Below are 18,226 nucleotides of genomic sequence, written 5' to 3'. Positions count from 1 at the left end.
ACGGGGAATTAAGCTTTTCTTACCGGTGTCATCGAAGGAATTATAATATTTCTAACATGCAGCTTTAGCTTCAAAATTTCCACGAAAACAAACAAGAAGGCCACACTCCATCTGGTTTGTTTTAAATTTTTCAAGATAGATTCTTTAATTATTTTTATACAAAAATTACAGTAAATCCTCATCTTTAATAGAAAACAAAAACATATAACGTGCGATTTTGCAAATAATATTGGGTAACCAAATTTGAGGAGGATATCATCAATGAAGCAAAATCAACAGCAAAACAGAAACAATAATAGTCAATCATCAGGATCCAATCCCCAAAAAGTGAAACGGGATATAAAACAAGATGTAAACGCAGGACAAGGAGCAATGACTTCCCGTGAAGCAGGAGCAATGAGGGATTAAGAATTTTCCACTTGAAAAGGCCGACAAGTGGTAATGTCGGTCTTTTCGTTAATTTGATCGTTTTTTGAAATCCGCAATAGAAACATAGAAATTCTATTATATGTACTAAAAAGCACTACCCTTTACTAAAGACGAATTCGATTCATCCCCCTATACTTCTCTGATTTTGATAAGGGATGTTGCGTGGCAAGTTCCAATTATAGCGGACGGATAGGATCCTTAAGAAAACAATAAGGATCAAGAGGAACGCTGTCGCGTAAGGACCGCGTATCAAACCTAATCCGATTGTGATACCGGCGAGCGCTGCCCATAATGCATAAATTTCGGAATGGAATATCATTGGCTTTCGGCCAGCGAAGACATCACGTATCATCCCGCCGCCTGCGCCGGTAATTGTCGAGGCGATGATGACGGCAATGAAAGGCGCACTAACCGAAACTGCATAGTTCGCACCCTGAATTGCAAATGCCGCCAAACCAACCGCATCAAAAAAGATAATCCAGTTTTTTATATGCTCAAGCCAATGATTCGGCAACAGAAAAACAAGTGTAATCACTAAAAAGGCTATTAGAAATAAGCCCTCTTGCATCCACGTATTTACAATTGGAATGCCAATCAATAAGTTTCGGACAAGGCCTCCCCCAAATGCAGTCGTAAACCCGAGAACGTAAAATCCAAGAATATCATAATCCTCTTCCCTGGCTATCAGGGCACCACTTATTGCGAAAGCAAGGGTACCAATAATATTAAGAATGTCCCACGTCAAAGCGCACCCCTCCTTTCACCAATGGTCTAACTATTGTCTATAAGTAAAAGATGCAATTAAAAATCAGTGGAGGAAAAAAACCCCCACTGATTGAAAATTCACCTTTTCGTCCCAAAAATAGACAACTCATTATAACCCAAGGAGGATAAGGTAATCCAGACCAATGCTTCAATAATACTTTTTCTCTAATTCACCCAGTTTAATTGCTTAACAAGTTTACTTGATTGCCTTTTTCGAGCCTCTGAATCTGTTTTTCGCCTGTTTCAGCTAATTCTTTGAATTGGTTAATGGTTTCACGCATTTTCGGTAATGCTTGCTGTTTGTACGTACTGATCGAGTCCATCGCCTCGATCACATCAGCAAAAGCGACTTTCAGTGTCTCAACAGAAACACTTGATTCCATCGCCTGCTTTTGAATTTCCACACCTTGCACTTTCAGCATTTTGCTTGTTCCTGCAATCAAATCGTTCGTTGTTGCGTTAAGGGCTTCGATCTTTTTTAAGACGATCTTCTGGTTGTACAAAGCGCTTGCTACGGTAACTGCAATTTTCAATGCAGAAATTGTCACAGTTTTTGCCCGTTCAACACCGCGGATCAGCTCCCTGTTGTTCCGGATGACCACTTCATAAGCAATAATGCCTTGCTGGTTAACAGTGAGCATCTGCTGCAAATCCATCACGCGCTGGCGGAGCGGAAATAACAATTCTTCGGTGATGAAGCGAATTTTATCCGGATCTTCCCCTCTTGTTTTCGCCTGTTCGATCTGAAATTCGATTGCTTCATCCATCAACGTTCCGAGCTCAATTTCTTTTCGAAGGATTTTCGTCAAATCACGCAGTCCCTGCTGTTCGATTTGAAGCGTCGTATTGTCATTTTTCAAGGTTACTTTTCCTTTTTCAAGGCTTGTCACGATATCCGAAATGACACTGTCTGCTTTTTCGTATTTTTGGAAGTATGCCCGAAGCGGGTTAAACAGCTTCCCAAGAAAACCCGTTTTAGCAAAATCGATGATACTTGGATCGAGATCCTTCAAATGAGTTTGAAGTTCAGTAAGCCCTTTTGCGACACGGCTTCCTTCATCTCCCTGTTTTGAAAGGTTTCCGACCGACACTTGAAGAAGTGAGTTCTTATTTGACGAAGCCTTCATTGTGCTTAGCCCGAAGCTCTCAATGCTTTTTAAAATTTCCTTGCGCTTATCAAGTGATTCAACATCCATTTCCATAATTGCCGAAACATTTTGATTGGCTGCTTTTTGCAGCTCTGACATTTCCTCTGGAACAGGTTTGACCTGTTCTTCGACAAGTGCTTTCACTTCTTCCGGACTTGCAACATTCATCGAAAATGACATAAGTTTTCCCCCGTTATTAATTTATTTTTGCAAAAGTTACATTTGTACGTTGAATAAGTTTTTAATCTTATAGACTACGTCATCTGAATCAGCATTGATACTGGCTGCCTCGTTAATCGATGAAATGGTCTGAAGAGCTTTGAGGTTCGCGTTATATCCAATCGTATAGATTGGCACCTTGTAGGCTTGAATTAACCCACGGATGTCATCCAATGAATGTCCTTGATTCGTTTCCCCGTCACTCAAGACGAAAATGAGAGGCCTCACATCGGGATTCTTCTTCATTTCATCCTTGAGCATTTTTATGGCCACGACAATTCCATCATATGTGGCTGTTCCCCCGTTTGCCTGCAAGCCTTCGACAGCTCCGACAAACAAGGATTGCTGGTTCGTATCGAATGGAGCAATTGGCAGATTGATCGTGACATCATCAGAATAAGTAACCAATCCAATACTGTTATCTTTTCCAAGATATTTCTGGCCTTTTAACAAGCTTTCTTTCATTCGGTTCATTGGTTCTCCATCCATACTTCCAGAGACGTCTGCAACAAACACAGCCATAATCGGTTTATTGCCGTTTTTCTTTTCTTTCCATAGCTTTTGGGCGGCAGAAAGAGTGGCGCCGTCAACTGTTTTCATTTCGGAAGCGTACTGGTCAAGGCCGTTAAATCCATATTTCTTCGCTAGTTCCTGATGCTTTTTCCCTTGAGCGAATTCAGCAAATTTTTCTATGATTTGCTTTTTCTCGGCCGAGATATCGCCAATTGCATACAATGGACTATCATGGCGTACGCCAAACGGGGTGAATACATACGAATCTTTCAGATCAGGTGAATTGATGAATGTTTGATACTCAAGGACGAATCCTTCTAATGCACCCGATTTCGCCGCCTCACGCATCTGCAATGTCGTAGAAGCTGTGAATGGCACATTCGCTTGGAAAGTTTCGAAACCCTGGACTGCTTTTTCTCCCAAAAGGTTGGATTTGTCAAACGTGTTCAGAGCGGTCAGGAGGAAGTTTAGACCTGTCGAACTTGCGAACGGATCGGTATAACCCATCGCCAATTCATTGTTCGCCATCGCATCCGTTATCGCTTTCACATTGACAGAACCGTATTTATCTACTAATTGTTCATGTTTCTTTTTCTTGATGACAATGCCAGGCACGTTGCCGGCCAATCTTTTTGAAATCAGTTCGGTTGTTACCCCGCTTTCTTTCACCATCTCTCCCCAAAATTCATTCGATGGGGTAAAGGCCTCTGGGATATATTTTCCTGACTTGATATAGTCTGTTGCCGTACCCGATGCAATGCTTCGAATCTTGACACTGACTGCCTTCCCATCCACTTTGAGCTTTGAATCGTTGAAGTCTTCTGCCACTTCGTTAATCCAGGCATCATTCCCTTTGCCCGATTTTTCAGGTGAAGAGAAGATTTCAACAAATGAATCGGTTGAGTTTTTAACAGTTACAGGAAACTTATCGATATCAGGCAGTTCTTCTGCCAGATCTGCTGGATTCAGATCAATCTGCCCTTTCACAGGCTTCCCTTTTGCCACATCGATTTTAGAGTACATTTTATCCAGCTGTGCTTCGGCATTTTCAGCCGTAATCTGTTTCTTTGATTTTCCGAGATTCGAAGTAAGGGAGATGCCGCCATAAACGATGCCAAAGAATACAACAGCGGCAATGAGTGATACGATTAGGAATTTACCTTTATTCATTGGACAGTGCTCCTTTTAGTTTTTATAGAGTTTTGTTTGCTTGATTAATGCATCCATTTCCTGCATTGCGGCCATATTGTCAATATCATTGATATCAATGTTATTGAGCCTTGAAATTTCCAAAACGAGTTTATCGATATACAAGAGAATTTCCTCGTTAATATTCAGTGCGTTTTTAACAAAAGACAGATATTCATTAAAAAGCTCCTGCTTTTCCCGAAGAATTTCTTTAGAGAAGCGACTCGTCTTTTTTCCAATCACACTCTCGTACTCTGTTTCATCGAACGTACTGACTTTGTTGAGGATGTTTCGTATGTTCATATAAAAAAGCTTCTCGACTTCCGTAACAACACTGGCGAACTTTTGATAACTTAGTTCGGTTTTGTCGAATCGCTCATTCAAAAGGGTCGTCAATCCGCCTTTTTTCTTTTTCAATCGAAGCTCCTGCCCTAAAGCGAACACAATATCTTCCCTTAATACTTTGATATCCTGATAATTTTGAAGGGCTTTTACATAATCCTCATTTGTTTTTAGCTCTTTTAACTGTACTGTGGGAATTTTTTTGAAAAGCTCACCATAGATCCCGTAAAGAATAACCACAAGACTGACGAACAGCACCGTCAATCCAAACGATGCTTCAAGAGCACTTCCGCCGACAATTCTCACACCAAGCAAACCAGGAGAAAGCAGAATCACATTAGCGAGGGTAACCCCGAATAGTAGCCCAATCAATTTCAATAGTTTCGACATCGTTCACTCCCCCTCACTGTTTTTTCACTATTTATAATTATATAATAATATTAATTCTTCCTTTTGTGTAAAAAAATAGAAAGTTTTGTTGGTTAAAAAATCTCAATTCATTTATCTTATTGATCTGAGATTTTAAAATATCTTGAATGGGGATCTTTCTACGCCAAAATTACCCCTGCAATGAGTAGTCAAATTAGATATTGAAATTTTCGCAATAGTGTTATTTTTATATATCTACGCATCTCATTCAATAAAAGTTTCAATTTTTTCTCCAAATATAACCAGCCACTAACCACACGGCTTATTTGAAACTTCTACTGCGTTCAAACCTTCATATGTAATTAGGAACAATACTTACAAAAATGGCCTTTCAAAAAAAAAGACACTGGGAAGCCCCAGTGTATAATTTAACTTTTATTTGATTTTGTCGGTTTTTGGCTTACTGTCCGTGTTGGCCTGTAGTTGTTTCTGGCTTTTAAATTGGATGCCCAGCTGATTTTGGACTCATACTTCTGTGTGTATTCCTTTTGGACAAGCTCATGGAGCCGGTCCCTGTTTTTGTTCAACATATCTTCCATCACTTGAAGCCGACGCGTCGGGAAGCTTAGTCCAGCAAGAATGGTGGTGATGGATGGGTCTGTTTCGGAGATATAGGTTCCTTCGTACAGTTCGAGGGGTTCCCCGACCCTCTCGAAAATCGATGGGATGTTAATCAGTTTCGAAACATTCTCAGGGCCTTCATAAATCAATCCGGCACGGATGACACCAGGCGATTCAACCGGGCAGAAAATCGAGTTTGCCCATGATTGCTGGATTTTGAGGGATACTTCAGAAGTCGTTTTGGCCTCTGTCACTGTACTGGTTGAGATGACGGTTACACCTCGTGTGCACAGGATATTCATGAGGTCTGTCTCATCAAAATTCCCGTAAAGAGAGCTTTTCCGGGTTATTTGTAGGACATGATTGATTGCTTCGATCACCTTGTGGTTAGAAGCCAGATAAATTTGCTGCTTACTGGATTGGGGATTTGTCCGGCGCAACTGGTCGTTGTCAACCAGGAAGGTGGATGAAATCTCATCAATTTTGGACAATTCCTCAAGGCATTCAGATGCATTAATCCTGTTGCCTGCCAGGACATTCCGTTCAGGCACGACAGCAATCGCTCCTACCTTCAGCCCTGGCAGCTGGTTCAGCAGGATTTCAATCAGGAGCGGGCTCATTCCCGAGCCGGTCCCACCATCTGTGGAGAATGCCACTAATAGGAACTTTACTTTTTTGAACGACTTTTTAACAAATTCCACTATCTCCCTGTGGTTTTCGTTTACTGCCCGGACACCGATCGATCGATCCTGTCCGGCCCCGTTGTACCCCGGAACAAAATACTTGTTTTCAACCCTCGTATTGACGAGTCCATCACGTTGGTTCGTGTTGATAAGGGCGGTTGGAAAGCCCAAGGCCGATGCTGCCTCCGCAATATTGCCACCTGCCTGACCCACGCCCAAGATTCCAATTGGTTTCACCAAATCCCCCTCCTTTTCTAATAAGATATTACTCAATAGTTCAGATTTTAGACTAATCTTCTGGAAAGGTGCATTGGATTCCCATATTCTATAGGCCTTTATGGTTGTTACTTTTACTCTAGAAATGTATTTAGGGACCCTAAATATACCAGACTATTTTCTCATTTTATCCTATTTTCAGGGTTATTGATTTAATCTCGCCCACTTATCGACTACACTCATTTGTAAGCCCTTACATTTTGCCGGAAAGGAGGGTTCACGGAGGATTTTAATAAACATTAATCAAGAGGAGGAAAACAATTGAAGAAACTAAGTACCCTTATTAGCACTTTTGTTTTAGCTTCGACTCTTGTAATGCCGCTCGCGGCAACAGCCAAATCTCCGAATGACTTCAACTACCCAGACCCGCCTACAGAAAAAGCAAGGAAAGGCATGGTTCAACGGATCATTGCCAATATGTCGGATAAAGAAAAAATCGGACAGCTTGTGATGCCTTCCACCCACGATAACTCAAACCGAATGCCAGATGAACGCAGTGAAAAATTAATAAAGGAATACAATGTTGGCTCGGTCATTGTTTATGGGAACAGGGACGCCAAAAAAACAGCCGAATATAACAACCAGCTGCAGGAATGGGCTTCTGAGACACGCTTACATATCCCATTATTCATTTCGGCTGACCTGGAATATGGTTCTGTTCAGCATGTCACTGATGGGACTGCCTTTCCGCGCCAAATGGGGATTGGAGCCACGAGGGATTTAAAGGCTGCTAAAGAAGTTGCGAAGATTACAGCCATTGAGTCAAAAGCCACAGGATTCAACTGGAACTACTCGCCAGTTGCCGATGTAAATACAAATCCAGCCAACCCTGTCATCGGCGTCAGGTCTTTTGGCGAAAGAACGGATCTTGTATCCCAAATGACTGTTGCCCAGGTTAAGGGCTATCAGGAAAATGGCGTAGTTGCGACAGCGAAGCATTTTCCCGGCCATGGTGACACAAGTGTTGATTCTCATTATGGTCTCGCAGCTGTCACTTATGATCGTAAAACGCTTGAGGAAGTACATTTGCCGCCTTTTAAGGCTGCAATTGATGCGGGCGTTGATTCGATTATGACTGCTCACGTTATTATAGAAGCGATTGACCCCGAGCTCCCTGCGACTCTTTCCAAAAAAGTACTGACGGGACTTTTGCGTGAAGAAATGGGCTTCAAGGGTATTATCGTGACAGATGCGATGAGCATGGATGCCATTGATAAGGAATGGGGCGCCGGCGAGGCTGGCGTTATGGCTATCAATGCCGGAGCCGATATCGTCATGGCAACCGGGACTTACGCACAGCAGCTTGAAACCTATGATGCCTTATATGCTGCGTTGAAATCCGGTGAGTTAACGAAAAAACGAGTGAACGAATCACTGGAACGGATCCTAATGGCAAAGTATAAATATGATTTGTTCAACGACCGCTACGATGATCCTGAAACAGCAACAAAAGTCGTTAATACACCGGCCTTTAAGGAGGCCGCTGCAGAAGTTGCAAGAAAGTCGATTACAGTTTTGAAAAATGATGGGGTGCTACCATTTGACGCATCTGCTAACAAAACCACCGTGGTGGTCGGGCCGAGAATTTACAATTCCACCAGTCAAATGAATGGCGTCATCCAGGCTGTTAGGACCAAATCTTCAGGAGCAGTAGTGAGTGCGATTACCGCTACCAATCCATCCGATGCGGAGATTGCAAATGCTGTGCAATTGGCTTCTCAAGCAGAGAGGGTCATTGTGGCGACGTTCTCGCCAGGCGAACTCGCTTCCGGTCAGACAAAGCTTGTCAAAGCATTAAAGGCGACCGGAAAACCTGTCGTTGTACTTTCACTGGGGTTGCCATATGATATCAAGAATTTCCCTGAAGTTGATGCTTATTTGGCATCATACGCAATCGAACGTTGGGGCTCCCCTGTTCCGACATCCTGGAATGCCGCAGTCGATGTGATCTTTGGAGCCCAGCCAGGAGGTAAACTTCCTGTTAACATTGAAGGTTATTATAACTTTGGCGATGGGTTAACGTACTAACTGGGGATTGATTTACGGAGGAACCGGAAATCTTTTGAGTATTAAGCCTAATTTCGCTCTGAAATTAGGCTTAATATTTTTATATTCTCCGTCAATCTTCGGTTTTTCGTTCTTCCTCTTTTTAGAATTACTAGTGTAATGGCCCTTTCACAGTGATTTAATCCTTTTTAATTCAGATGGGTATCGGCCCAAAGGGCCAAGATTAATGCCGCTCCCACGGCTCCTCCGTCGTTTCCATCCAGATGCACCAGGCGCTGAAGCTTCCGTCGAATTGCAAATAGACTTTTTGAACTTCGGGGAATTTTTCAAAGATGGCTTCATTAAGTGCTTTGCCGATTTGGCCGGCTTGATGGCTGGATGGGCTGCCGGCGTGAAATTCCTTCAAATCAATAACAACTGTTCCCGAATCGTCGATTGCGGCGCCATTTACACTGTTTTCATCGCCGTATTGGGAAAAAATCGTGCCGCTTGTGAAAAGTTTTTTCAGCTCCTTCTCCAGTTCAGGGAAAGGGCGGCCAAATGTTTTGTAATCGAAACCTATTTTTACCTCTTCGACTTGTTTTTGAATAAAGCTATCGTACCTTTTTCCGAGAGTTAATTCATAGATGGCGATATGCTCCTTTTCCGGGGAGAGGTAATAGATTTTATTTTTATCCACCTTGATTTTTGACTTGATCATTTGTGTTTCTTCCATTAGTTTTTCAATCGGTACCCTGATGCCCCCAAGTGTTTCGCCCTGTTTGTTATATGCTAGAACATGAGTTTCAGTCAAAGAAGCATAAACCGCCGGCAATTCCGTTTTCGTAAAGATGACTTCCTCCTCCGTAATGGCTTCAATTGCACTTTGGCCGACCCCTTCTTCATATGGAATTGTCAGATTCGTTTGCTTCTCTTCGTTATTCATCGTGATGACCGCTTCTTTTGGATTGGCCCGTTTCATGTGATACGGAAGTGATTTTACCTCCTCCATTTTGCCGGTTTCAATATTTAAGAATCGCTCCTGGACCTCGCTTGCCAACACACCAATATTTTTTACAAAAACGAGCTCATCCGGATGGAACAGCTCCTCCTTTAATTTGTGGGTTTTAACGAGCTTCCCCTTTTCAGTATATTGATAGACAACGCGCGAAACCCAGGAGTCCAGGATATAAATTTGTTTATCCGGGGTGACAAGGATATCCATGAGGGTGCCTCCCATTTCGCTGTTTCCCTTAATAGGAAAGGATCTTATCTTGCCATCCTTCCCGACAATGAGGACTTGCCTCTTCGCTTCATCCAGTATATAGAAGGTACCGTCTTTCACATCAAAGCTGGTTACCGTGACGGGGAATGTTTCTCCCTCGCCCAAAAACGTCAAGCCAGCCTTGCCTTCTCCCTCCCCGTACTCAATCGTCCGGAGCAAGGTTAATTTGGATTCCTCAGCGATAGCAAACGGTTTATCCGCTTCCCCCGCGAGTTCCAAATTAAAAACATCTTTATTGGAAAGGACAACGACGGTGAAAAGCAAAGTGGCGACAAAAACAGCTGCCAGTGGCATTAGGTTGAACCGCTTTTTGTTGGAAGTTTGGGCCTCCCTGATTTTATGCTGCAATTCAACTACAAATTGCTGCCGGGGTTCCAGCGAAGGGTGTTTCTTAATAGGCCTTAGCAATTGTTGAACCTCATGAGTCAATTCGTCGTTTGTATTCATCCCTTGTCACCTTCCTCTCCACGTCCTGCATTTCTTTTTTCAAATTCTTGACGGCCCGATGGAAGTCGACCCGTACCTTCAATTCTGTTATTCCCAGTATTTCCGCGGTTTCGCTTACCGTCAGTTCCTGGAGCCCCCGTAAAATCATAATCGCCCGATAATGAGGCTTCATTTTTAATAAGGCATGGTGCACTTCTTCCCACTCTTCCTTGCGAAGGATATGGTCGTCCAGTGACCGGTCGCCTGAGATGATTTTGTCAAAAAAGTCAGGCAGAAATTCCTTCATTTTTCTTTTCCGCAAATGGTCGATGGATGTATTTCTCGCAATCGCCAAAAGCCAGTATTTCCCCCGGTCCGGATTCGATAGAGAACGTATATTTTTCATCGCTTTCATGAACGTTTCCTGTGTTATATCCTCGGCGTCCTGAACAGAATGCGTAAAATACAAACAGAACTGGTAAATATCCCGATGATAGTCCTTAAACAAGGTCTCAATATCCAATTGCTCCCCCACCAGCTCCCCCCCTTTAACAAACAAGTCGAATCAAATCGTTATTTGTTTCAATTATAGTGAAAAATTGTTAAAAGAAATATGCTTTGTCTGCATGCAAAAAAGCTGCGCATTGGCAGCTTTATTTATCGTGAGAATCTTCTTATCTATTTTTGAAAATAAGAACAGATTAAATTCCTACTTCGTTTTTATTGATTTAACGCCAATCATTAGACCCATTAAACCTAAAAGGATTGAAAGTATGATTGGAATGGTTCCTGCCTCTTTTAAAGCAGTTCCAAAAACTCCGTACCTTCTATCCCAGCCTAAATCTTGATTCCCTATTAACAAGTGAGAATAGACCGACGCCGAAATCAATGCATAACCGTAGATAATTGAACTTACCAATATGAGAATCAAACCAATATTTATCTTTTTAATGCTCACTGCCCCCTATTAACTATAATGCTTGTTGAGCAAGATATACATATTGTTCTAGTTCAACGGACTTTTTGAAACAACAACCTCCTCAGCCATTTTCCTAAGTTTATATTTCTGGATCTTCCCTGAAGCGGTCGTCGGGAAGGTTTCGCAGAATTCTATATATCTTGGAATCTTAAAGCGCGCTATTTTCCCTTGGCAAAACTCTTTTATTTCTTCTGCTGTGGCGGTTTGGCCTTCTTTTAGCTGGATCCAGGCCATGACTTCTTCGCCGAATTTTTCGTCGGGAATGCCGACAATTTGGACATCGAGGACGGCCGGGTACTGGTAGAGGAATTCCTCGATTTCCCGTGGGTAGATGTTTTCGCCGCCGCGGATGATCATATCCTTGAGGCGTCCGGTGATTTTGCAATAGCCATTTTCGTCCATGACGGCGAGGTCGCCTGTGTGCAGCCAGCCGTCCTTGTCGATTGCCTCAGCGGTGGCTTCAGGGTTTTTGTAATAGCCTTTCATGACATGATAGCCTCGGGTGCACAGCTCGCCCTGCTCGCCTCTTGGCACTTCCTCATTTGTGACCGGGTCGACGATTTTCACCTCGACGTTCGGGAGCGCTTTGCCGACGGAGGAGACGCGCAGCTTGATTGGGTCATCGGTCCGTGTCTGGGTGATGACTGGGGATGCTTCGGTCTGGCCGTAGCAAATTGTTATTTCAGAAGCGCTCATTTTTTCGATGACGGCTTTCATCACTTCAATCGGGCAATTTGAACCGGCCATGACACCTGTCCGAAGGCTCGATAGGTCATATTTTGCAAAATCGGGATGGTTTAGTTCGGCGATGAACATCGTCGGGACGCCATGCAGCGCCGTGCAGCGTTCCTTTTCGACTGCTTCAAGCACCTTTTTCGGGTCAAATTCCTGGACGGGAACCATCGTCGCCCCGACGGAGACGCAGGCAAGCGTCCCAATAACGCAACCGAAGCAATGGAAGAAAGGCACAGGGATGCAGAGCCGGTCAGCGTCTGTCAGCTTCATGCATTCCGCAATGTTGACCGCGTTGTTTACGAGGTTATTATGGGTGAGCATAACGCCCTTCGGAAATCCGGTCGTGCCCGATGTATACTGCATGTTGATTGGATCCTCCGGGTCGAGGGCATTCATCCGGCGGTCGAGTTCTTCATCTGTCACTTCATCTTTCAGCGCGAGGATATCGTCCCAGTGAAGCATGCCCGGATAGCGGTTTTCGCCGAGGACGATGACATTCTTTAAGTAAGGCAAGTTCTTCGATTTCAGCTTGCCAGGTTCACAGTTTTTGAGTTCCGGAGCGATTTCGTAAAGCATGTCGATATACGAAGCATCACGGAAGTTCTCCATGAGGATCAACGTTGTCGAGTCGGACTGCTTCAGCAAATATTCGAGCTCCGCGGTTCGGTAGCTCGTGTTAACGGTAACGAGGACGGCGCCCATTTTGCCAGTAGCGAACTGCGCTGTTACCCATTCTGGCCGGTTCGTCGCCCAGATGGCCACGTGCTCCCCCATTTCTATGCCTAGCTTCATCAATCCCTTCGCCACATCCCGGCAGAGCGCTTCGAATTCCCTGTATGTATAGCGCAACCCCCTGTCAGGATAAACAACTGCATCGTGGTTAGGCTGCCTTGCTGCAGTTTCTTCAAGTAGTTTGCCGATTGAAATGTTCATAGTGTCTGCCATTTCTTCCGCCTCCATGGAATCGTTTTGTAAAAGCCTCGTCCGTTGGTTTTCATTTTTCAAATTTAAACTAGCTTTATTATAATCCGAACATTCAGATTTTTCATCTTCTAACCCGGAATGATGAATATCTTTTTCTAGTAGGTTGTTATTTTGCAAAAGGTTCATTTGGATTTTATATACAGCATTTATATCGGTTGGTAAAATAAAGAAATAAGAAGATTGAAGTGGAAAAAAGGAGTTGTTGAGGCGTGAACAATAGAACTAATCAAAACCGATTCATCATCCTTTCCCTTATATTCCTGTTCATTGCTGGAACTTTGTATTATTTTCGTCCGTTAGATGCAGAAAAAGTTTTCCCTAAACTGTACCGTGTAGAGAAAGTAACCTTAGTGGTGAAATTTGAAGGTGAGAAAGAGCAGGAGTTTATTGATCTCGAATTAACAGGTGATAAAGCGGAGACATTTATCGGTTTGATTGGAATGGCTAAATATCGAAGAGCTTTCGGCAAGATGAACATACAGAGCCAAACAAACGCGTATGATACTCTCTTCGTTCTTGATTCGAATAACTATTCTGTTGTTATCAACGATCAAGGGTATGTTGTCGTGGATACCGGGACCAGCGAGAAAAAGTATAAAGTTTTGAGCTCGAAAAAGGACTCATTAATAAGATTAATTGATGAAATTTTTGAGCAAAAATGACCAAAACCACTCGTAGGTCTTCTTTCATGAAGCCATTAACGGATATTATGTTTTTCTTTCGATTGTTCAGCAACGGCCTTACCAGAATAAACGTATTTATAAAGGGTAATATACCTTTATTACGATTGATGAGGTGTTTTGAATGTCTAATATGCTGAAAAAAGAAGAACTGGAAACATTAAGAGAATTAATCAAAGACGTGGACACGGCCATGCTGACAACGGCAACAGAAGAAGGACTTGTTTCACGTCCGATGAAAACACAAGAAGTCGAGTTTGATGGCGACTTATGGTTTTTCACGAAAAAAGAGACTAATAAATATGAAGAAATTCTAAATGATCAAGATGTGAATGTGGCTTATGCGGGTAAATCCTATGTTTCCGTCCGCGGAAAAGCCGAAATCGTCGAGGATTTAAACAAGAAAAAGGAATTGTGGAGCAAAGCATATGAGAAGATTATGCAAACCTCTTATGATGATCCTGATGTGGTGTTAATAAAGGTTAAAGCGGAAGCAGCGGAATATTGGGAAACCGGAAATTTTGCAAAGAAAATAGCGTTTATGTATAAACGTATGACAGGGCAAAATGCAGAATCGGCAGATATTAATGAAACGGTTGAATTGGATAATTAACAGTAGAAATGGATTGTCTGGTTATAGGACAATCCATTTTCTTTACAAACCAATCTTGTTAAGTAAAATGAAGTTAGTCTAGAAGACAAAGCAATATCTATCTTAGGCGATAAACATTTATGAGGAAAACCGCGTTATTTATTATAACACCAGATAATTTTAACAAACTCACCTTACCTAAAATGTTTTAATTTAAAACAAATTATTTCGTCTAAAATAACTTTAAATCTTTAAAGGAGCGGAAAAACATGCAAACAATTGCAGGAAAAGTAGCATTAATTACAGGAGCAGGGCGTGGGATTGGCCGCGCAACAGCAAAAGCTTTTGCTAAAGAAGGGATTCACGTAGGTCTTGTTGGACGTACACTTGAAAATTTACAACAGGTAGCAGAAGAACTGAAGCAGTATGATGTAAAGGTAGCATACGCTTCTGCAAATGTAGCGGAGTTAGACTCTATTACTACAGCGGTTGAAACCATTCGTGGCGAGCTTGGTGCAATCGATATTCTAGTAAACAATGCAGGTATTTCAAAATTCGGTAGCTTCATGGACTTAACACCTGAAGAATGGACTAATATTATTGATGTCAACGTAAAAGGTGTTTACTACACAACACGCGCAGTATTACCAGAAATGATCGAGCGCAACTTAGGCGACATCATTAATATCTCATCAACAGCCGGTCAAAAAGGTGCGCCCATTACAAGTGCCTACTCGGCTTCAAAAGCTGCAGTCATCGGACTCAGTGAGTCATTAATGCTTGAAGTGCGCAAGAAAAATATCCGTGTGACTACACTAACGCCAAGTACGGTTGCAACAGATATGGCTGTTGAGCTTAACTTAACAGACGGCAATCCAGAAAAAGTAATGCAACCAGAAGATTTAGCAGACTTAATGGTTGCACAGTTAAAACTTCATCCACGTGTTGTATTAAAACATGCTGGACTTTGGTCAACAAACCCTTAATCGAACCATTCTAAATATCAAGGCGCTATCCGATGTATTTTGGATAGCGTCTTCTTTTTTAGATTAAAAGCAATAAAAGGAGTACTACCCTCCTTCTAAGACATGAAGCGCCATTCGGGATGTCAGCTTCTATATACCTTCTGACTAAATTCCAATCACCAAGGCTATCCATTCTTCCAAATAGTTAAAAGGTTTTTTGCTATGAATGGCGAATAGGTTAATGAGTCCACTAAGTCTGGAGGCTTCCGCTTTGTTACTTTACAATTGATTTTTTATCAACTTCCCGCACACTATTTGAAAAAAACAGGAGTTGATAGTATGAAATATTCACATACACTTGATGGCATTACTGCTGAAATGCTGAGCGGCTTTTTCGTTGGCTGGCCGAATCCGCCGAGCCTTGAGACCCACTTGAAGCTTTTGCAAAATAGCAGCCATATCGTGCTCGCGATGGATGATGTAAAGGTAGTCGGTTTTATTACGGCGATTAGCGACGGCGTCCTTTCCGCCTACATTCCTTTCCTTGAGGTGCTGCCGGAATACCAGAGCAAAGGGATCGGCAATGAGCTCGTCAACAAAATGCTCGAACAACTGCGTGGCATTTATATGATCGACTTGTGCTGTGATGACAATCTTGTCCCCTATTATGAAAAGTTCGGGATGTTCAAATCAAATGGCATGTTGTTCAGGAACTATGATAGGCAGTCGGGAATGTAACAATAGTTAAATCCTTTTTCAAAAACACAAAGTAGTCCAAATTCCTCTGTGAATTTGGACTACTTCTTTGTTTCCGGGTTTCCCCTTAATACTTCCCAATTATATTCGGATTCCGTTTGATTCCCTGTGTGTCTTGCACCTATTTTGCCATTTTCAGGATTAACCTCTTGCGCTTCCGCTTTTTTTCTCTGGAGGAACTTTTTGATCGAACGCAGGAGAGATTGTGGATTCTGGACGGCCTTATCTTGGAGACCTATCCTAAATCCTGGGAAGATTCGGACTCTCGAAGCCTCAAAAGCTTAGCAAGAGTCCGAATACCGGGATGATTCAGACTCTCCGAACCTCAAAAACTCGGTAAGAGTCCGAATATGGGTATGATTCGGACTCTCGGAACATCAAATGCTCGGTATGAGTCCGAATACGGGAATGATTCGGACTCTCGGAACCTCAAAAGCCCGGTATGAGTCCGAATACGGGCATGATTCGGACTCTCCGAACCTCAAAAACTCGGTAAGAGTCCGAATATGGGTATGATTCGGACTCTCGGAACATCAAATGCTCGGTATGAGTCCGAATACGGGCATGATTCGGACTCTCGGAGCCTCAAAAGCTAGGCAAGAGTCCGAATACGGGAATGATTCGGACTCTCGGAACCTCAAAAGCCCGGTATGAGTCCGAATACGGGCATGATTCGGACTCTCGGAGCCTCAAAAGCTCGGCAAGAGTCCGAATACGGGTATGAGTAGGACTTTCGGAACATCAAAAGCTAGGTATGAGTCCGAATACGGGTATGAGTAGGACTCTTAGGGCTCGAAAAGCTCGGCAAGAGTCCGAATCCTCACTGTTCTTTGTTTTAGGCCTTTTCCATTAATACTTCCCAATCATATTCACATCCCGTTTGATTCCTGGTGTGCCTGGCACCCAGTTAGCCGGGACCCCCTCGCCTGTCTTCCGGCCGTATTGGATACCTTGAATGACCCGGAGGATTTCGTATACATTCCGGCCGACTTCTGGCGGGTTGACAAATTTTGCACAGATTTTCCCTTCTTGATCAATGATAACTGTTACCCGGAAAGCGGCCCCCACTTTTTCGTTCAGTCCGCGGTAGGCCCTGCAGATTGCATGGGTCCGGTCACTTAGGAGCGGGTATTGGACCTTGGCGGCCGAAGGGGAAGTCTCGGTAAATACTTTATGGGCATACACACTGTCCGTGCTGATTGCCAGGACTTGGGTATTCAATGCTTTGAAATGCTCATGAACAGCAGCGACCGCTGCCAATTCAGTCGGTCAGACAAAGGTGAAGTTACTCGAATAGAAAAACAGCACCACCCAGCGGCCCCGATAGTCTTCAAGACGAATTTCCTTTATGGTCTTCTCTGTATTGTCATACGCTTCGGCTGTAAACAAAGGCGCCAACTCGTTTGTCTGCGCGCAAAAGGGTTGTTCAAAAGGATGATTTCCGAGTAATTCCTTTTCATGTGCCATCGTTCCACCTCTTCGATCTTCAAGGATCATTTTGGGACTTTGTCATCGATATTGTATGAAAAGACGAAAAAAACTGTACCAGTGAATCTTATAGGAAATCATTGGCATAAAGCCGAACTCCATAAAACCAAAACCAAAAAGATAAATAGCCAGACAGGATATCCATGATGGAATATCTTGTCTGGCTGCGATTCATTAGCCATGAACTACTTGTCGCGAAAAAGAATTATCTGTTATTTAGCAAACGAATGAACTCCCGCATGAATCCCGGCAGATCAGGCCACGCATGTCCGGAAACAAGATTCTCATGTACGTGCAGGTGCTCATCTATATATGTGGCGCCACAGGCAATAACATCTGGCTTGCAGGCAATATAGGCTGTATATTCTTTGCCTTTCATCAGATCCGGTACAACGGATAGTACCTGCGCCGCATGGCAGATCGCCCCAACAGGTTTATTCTCTTCAAAAAAATGGCGGACAATCGCCGGAACTGATTCATCCAGCCGGATGTACTCTGGAGCTCTGCCTCCAGGGATAATTAAGCCATCGTATTCAGAAGGATTCACATCCGCAAAAGCCACATGGGAATCCAAACCGTACGCTGGCTTTTCCACATATGTTTCGGTTCCTTCTATAAAATCATGACTTACGGTATAAAGCTTTTTGACAGAGGGTGAAGCAATCGTTGTATCAAATCCTTCTTCCAAACAGCGATAATAAGGATAGAAAACTTCCAGCGCCTCAACTGCGTCACCAGTAATAATTAACACTTTTTTGCTCATGAACATACCTCCATAAAATATTTTAGTTGTTCAA

Annotated in this window: 17 protein-coding genes; 6 read left to right on the top strand and 11 right to left on the bottom strand. The window is 43.0% G+C overall.

The annotated features are described in order from the left end of the window. Positions 1 to 261 precede the first annotated feature (261 nt). Complete coding sequence (locus tag D1B31_RS24630) at positions 262 to 408, top strand: hypothetical protein (RefSeq protein WP_192894786.1); 147 nt, start codon at positions 262 to 264, stop codon at positions 406 to 408. A 142-nt stretch (positions 409 to 550) separates the two neighbouring features. Here the strand turns inward: D1B31_RS24630 and D1B31_RS15340 are convergent, their stop codons facing one another. The 5 genes from D1B31_RS15340 to D1B31_RS15320 form a co-directional block, all read right to left on the bottom strand. Further along, positions 551 to 1,174, bottom strand: a complete 624-nt coding sequence (locus D1B31_RS15340) for a trimeric intracellular cation channel family protein (RefSeq protein WP_118921924.1) — start codon at positions 1,172 to 1,174, stop codon at positions 551 to 553. Between the two features lie 199 nt (positions 1,175 to 1,373). Next, positions 1,374 to 2,522 carry a toxic anion resistance protein gene (locus D1B31_RS15335; protein ID WP_118921922.1) on the bottom strand — a complete coding sequence of 383 codons (1,149 nt, stop codon included), beginning with the start codon at positions 2,520 to 2,522 and terminating at the stop codon, positions 1,374 to 1,376. Positions 2,523 to 2,558: 36 nt separating this feature from the next. Beyond that, positions 2,559 to 4,244 carry a vWA domain-containing protein gene (locus D1B31_RS15330; RefSeq protein WP_118921920.1) on the bottom strand — a complete coding sequence of 562 codons (1,686 nt, stop codon included), beginning with the start codon at positions 4,242 to 4,244 and terminating at the stop codon, positions 2,559 to 2,561. 15 nt (positions 4,245 to 4,259) lie between these two features. Beyond that, positions 4,260 to 4,994 carry a hypothetical protein gene (locus tag D1B31_RS15325; RefSeq protein WP_118921918.1) on the bottom strand — a complete coding sequence of 245 codons (735 nt, stop codon included), beginning with the start codon at positions 4,992 to 4,994 and terminating at the stop codon, positions 4,260 to 4,262. Between the two features lie 407 nt (positions 4,995 to 5,401). After that, positions 5,402 to 6,514, bottom strand: a complete 1,113-nt coding sequence (locus tag D1B31_RS15320; RefSeq protein WP_118921916.1) for an FtsZ/tubulin family protein — start codon at positions 6,512 to 6,514, stop codon at positions 5,402 to 5,404. Positions 6,515 to 6,814: 300 nt separating this feature from the next. On the opposite strand from D1B31_RS15320, the gene D1B31_RS15315 reads away from it, so the two are divergent. After that, on the top strand, positions 6,815 to 8,581 hold the full coding sequence (locus D1B31_RS15315) for a glycoside hydrolase family 3 protein (protein WP_118921914.1): 1,767 nt from the start codon (positions 6,815 to 6,817) through the stop codon (positions 8,579 to 8,581). Between the two features lie 202 nt (positions 8,582 to 8,783). On the opposite strand, the gene D1B31_RS15310 is transcribed toward D1B31_RS15315, so the two are convergent. The 4 genes from D1B31_RS15310 to D1B31_RS15295 all read right to left on the bottom strand — a co-directional run bounded on the left by D1B31_RS15310 (position 8,784) and on the right by D1B31_RS15295 (position 12,909). Further along, complete coding sequence (locus D1B31_RS15310) at positions 8,784 to 10,271, bottom strand: NHL repeat-containing protein (protein ID WP_118921912.1); 1,488 nt, start codon at positions 10,269 to 10,271, stop codon at positions 8,784 to 8,786. Beyond that, positions 10,243 to 10,785, bottom strand: a complete 543-nt coding sequence (locus D1B31_RS15305) for an RNA polymerase sigma factor (protein WP_158587568.1) — start codon at positions 10,783 to 10,785, stop codon at positions 10,243 to 10,245. Before D1B31_RS15305 ends, D1B31_RS15310 begins: the two co-directional genes overlap by 29 nt. A 174-nt stretch (positions 10,786 to 10,959) precedes the next feature. Continuing rightward, positions 10,960 to 11,208, bottom strand: a complete 249-nt coding sequence (locus D1B31_RS15300) for a phosphatase (protein ID WP_118921908.1) — start codon at positions 11,206 to 11,208, stop codon at positions 10,960 to 10,962. Positions 11,209 to 11,256: 48 nt separating this feature from the next. Then, entirely contained in the window at positions 11,257 to 12,909 is a 1,653-nt protein-coding gene (locus D1B31_RS15295) for an AMP-binding protein (RefSeq protein ID WP_118922006.1), read from the bottom strand. 248 nt (positions 12,910 to 13,157) lie between these two features. Between D1B31_RS15295 and D1B31_RS15290 the strand changes: the two genes are divergently transcribed. From D1B31_RS15290 to D1B31_RS15275, 4 genes are all read left to right on the top strand, one after another. Continuing rightward, positions 13,158 to 13,610, top strand: coding sequence for a hypothetical protein (locus tag D1B31_RS15290; protein ID WP_118921906.1), 453 nt, complete (start codon positions 13,158 to 13,160; stop codon positions 13,608 to 13,610). Between the two features lie 142 nt (positions 13,611 to 13,752). After that, positions 13,753 to 14,241, top strand: coding sequence for a pyridoxamine 5'-phosphate oxidase family protein (locus tag D1B31_RS15285; protein ID WP_118921904.1), 489 nt, complete (start codon positions 13,753 to 13,755; stop codon positions 14,239 to 14,241). 248 nt (positions 14,242 to 14,489) lie between these two features. Beyond that, positions 14,490 to 15,206, top strand: coding sequence for a 3-ketoacyl-ACP reductase (locus D1B31_RS15280; RefSeq protein WP_118921902.1), 717 nt, complete (start codon positions 14,490 to 14,492; stop codon positions 15,204 to 15,206). A 318-nt stretch (positions 15,207 to 15,524) separates the two neighbouring features. Continuing rightward, positions 15,525 to 15,923, top strand: a complete 399-nt coding sequence (locus D1B31_RS15275) for a GNAT family N-acetyltransferase (RefSeq protein ID WP_118921900.1) — start codon at positions 15,525 to 15,527, stop codon at positions 15,921 to 15,923. Positions 15,924 to 16,790: 867 nt separating this feature from the next. Here D1B31_RS15275 and D1B31_RS15270 read toward each other — a convergent pair. Further along, entirely contained in the window at positions 16,791 to 17,408 is a 618-nt protein-coding gene (locus tag D1B31_RS15270) for a peroxiredoxin (RefSeq protein WP_240035292.1), read from the bottom strand. A 226-nt stretch (positions 17,409 to 17,634) separates the two neighbouring features. Further along, on the bottom strand, positions 17,635 to 18,192 hold the full coding sequence (locus tag D1B31_RS15260; protein ID WP_118921894.1) for a DJ-1/PfpI family protein: 558 nt from the start codon (positions 18,190 to 18,192) through the stop codon (positions 17,635 to 17,637). Between the last annotated feature and the right edge of the window lie 34 nt (positions 18,193 to 18,226).

The sequence above is a fragment of the Neobacillus notoginsengisoli genome (assembly GCF_003515685.1).
Lineage (GTDB): Bacteria > Bacillota > Bacilli > Bacillales > Cytobacillaceae > Bacillus_D > Bacillus_D notoginsengisoli.
This window is presented reverse-complemented; position numbering and strand designations above follow the sequence as displayed.

Bases quoted from the DNA above. Each gene is read 5' to 3' on its own strand.
- D1B31_RS24630 (WP_192894786.1), top strand. From the start codon at position 262: ATGAAGCAAAATCAACAGCAAAACAGAAACAATAATAGTCAATCATCA.
- D1B31_RS15335 (WP_118921922.1), bottom strand. From the start codon at position 2,522: ATGTCATTTTCGATGAATGTTGCAAGTCCGGAAGAAGTGAAAGCACTT.
- D1B31_RS15330 (WP_118921920.1), bottom strand. From the start codon at position 4,244: ATGAATAAAGGTAAATTCCTAATCGTATCACTCATTGCCGCTGTTGTA.
- D1B31_RS15325 (WP_118921918.1), bottom strand. From the start codon at position 4,994: ATGTCGAAACTATTGAAATTGATTGGGCTACTATTCGGGGTTACCCTC.
- D1B31_RS15310 (WP_118921912.1), bottom strand. From the start codon at position 10,271: ATGAATACAAACGACGAATTGACTCATGAGGTTCAACAATTGCTAAGG.
- D1B31_RS15295 (WP_118922006.1), bottom strand. From the start codon at position 12,909: ATGGCAGACACTATGAACATTTCAATCGGCAAACTACTTGAAGAAACT.
- D1B31_RS15285 (WP_118921904.1), top strand. From the start codon at position 13,753: ATGTCTAATATGCTGAAAAAAGAAGAACTGGAAACATTAAGAGAATTA.
- D1B31_RS15280 (WP_118921902.1), top strand. From the start codon at position 14,490: ATGCAAACAATTGCAGGAAAAGTAGCATTAATTACAGGAGCAGGGCGT.
- D1B31_RS15275 (WP_118921900.1), top strand. From the start codon at position 15,525: ATGAAATATTCACATACACTTGATGGCATTACTGCTGAAATGCTGAGC.
- D1B31_RS15260 (WP_118921894.1), bottom strand. From the start codon at position 18,192: ATGAGCAAAAAAGTGTTAATTATTACTGGTGACGCAGTTGAGGCGCTG.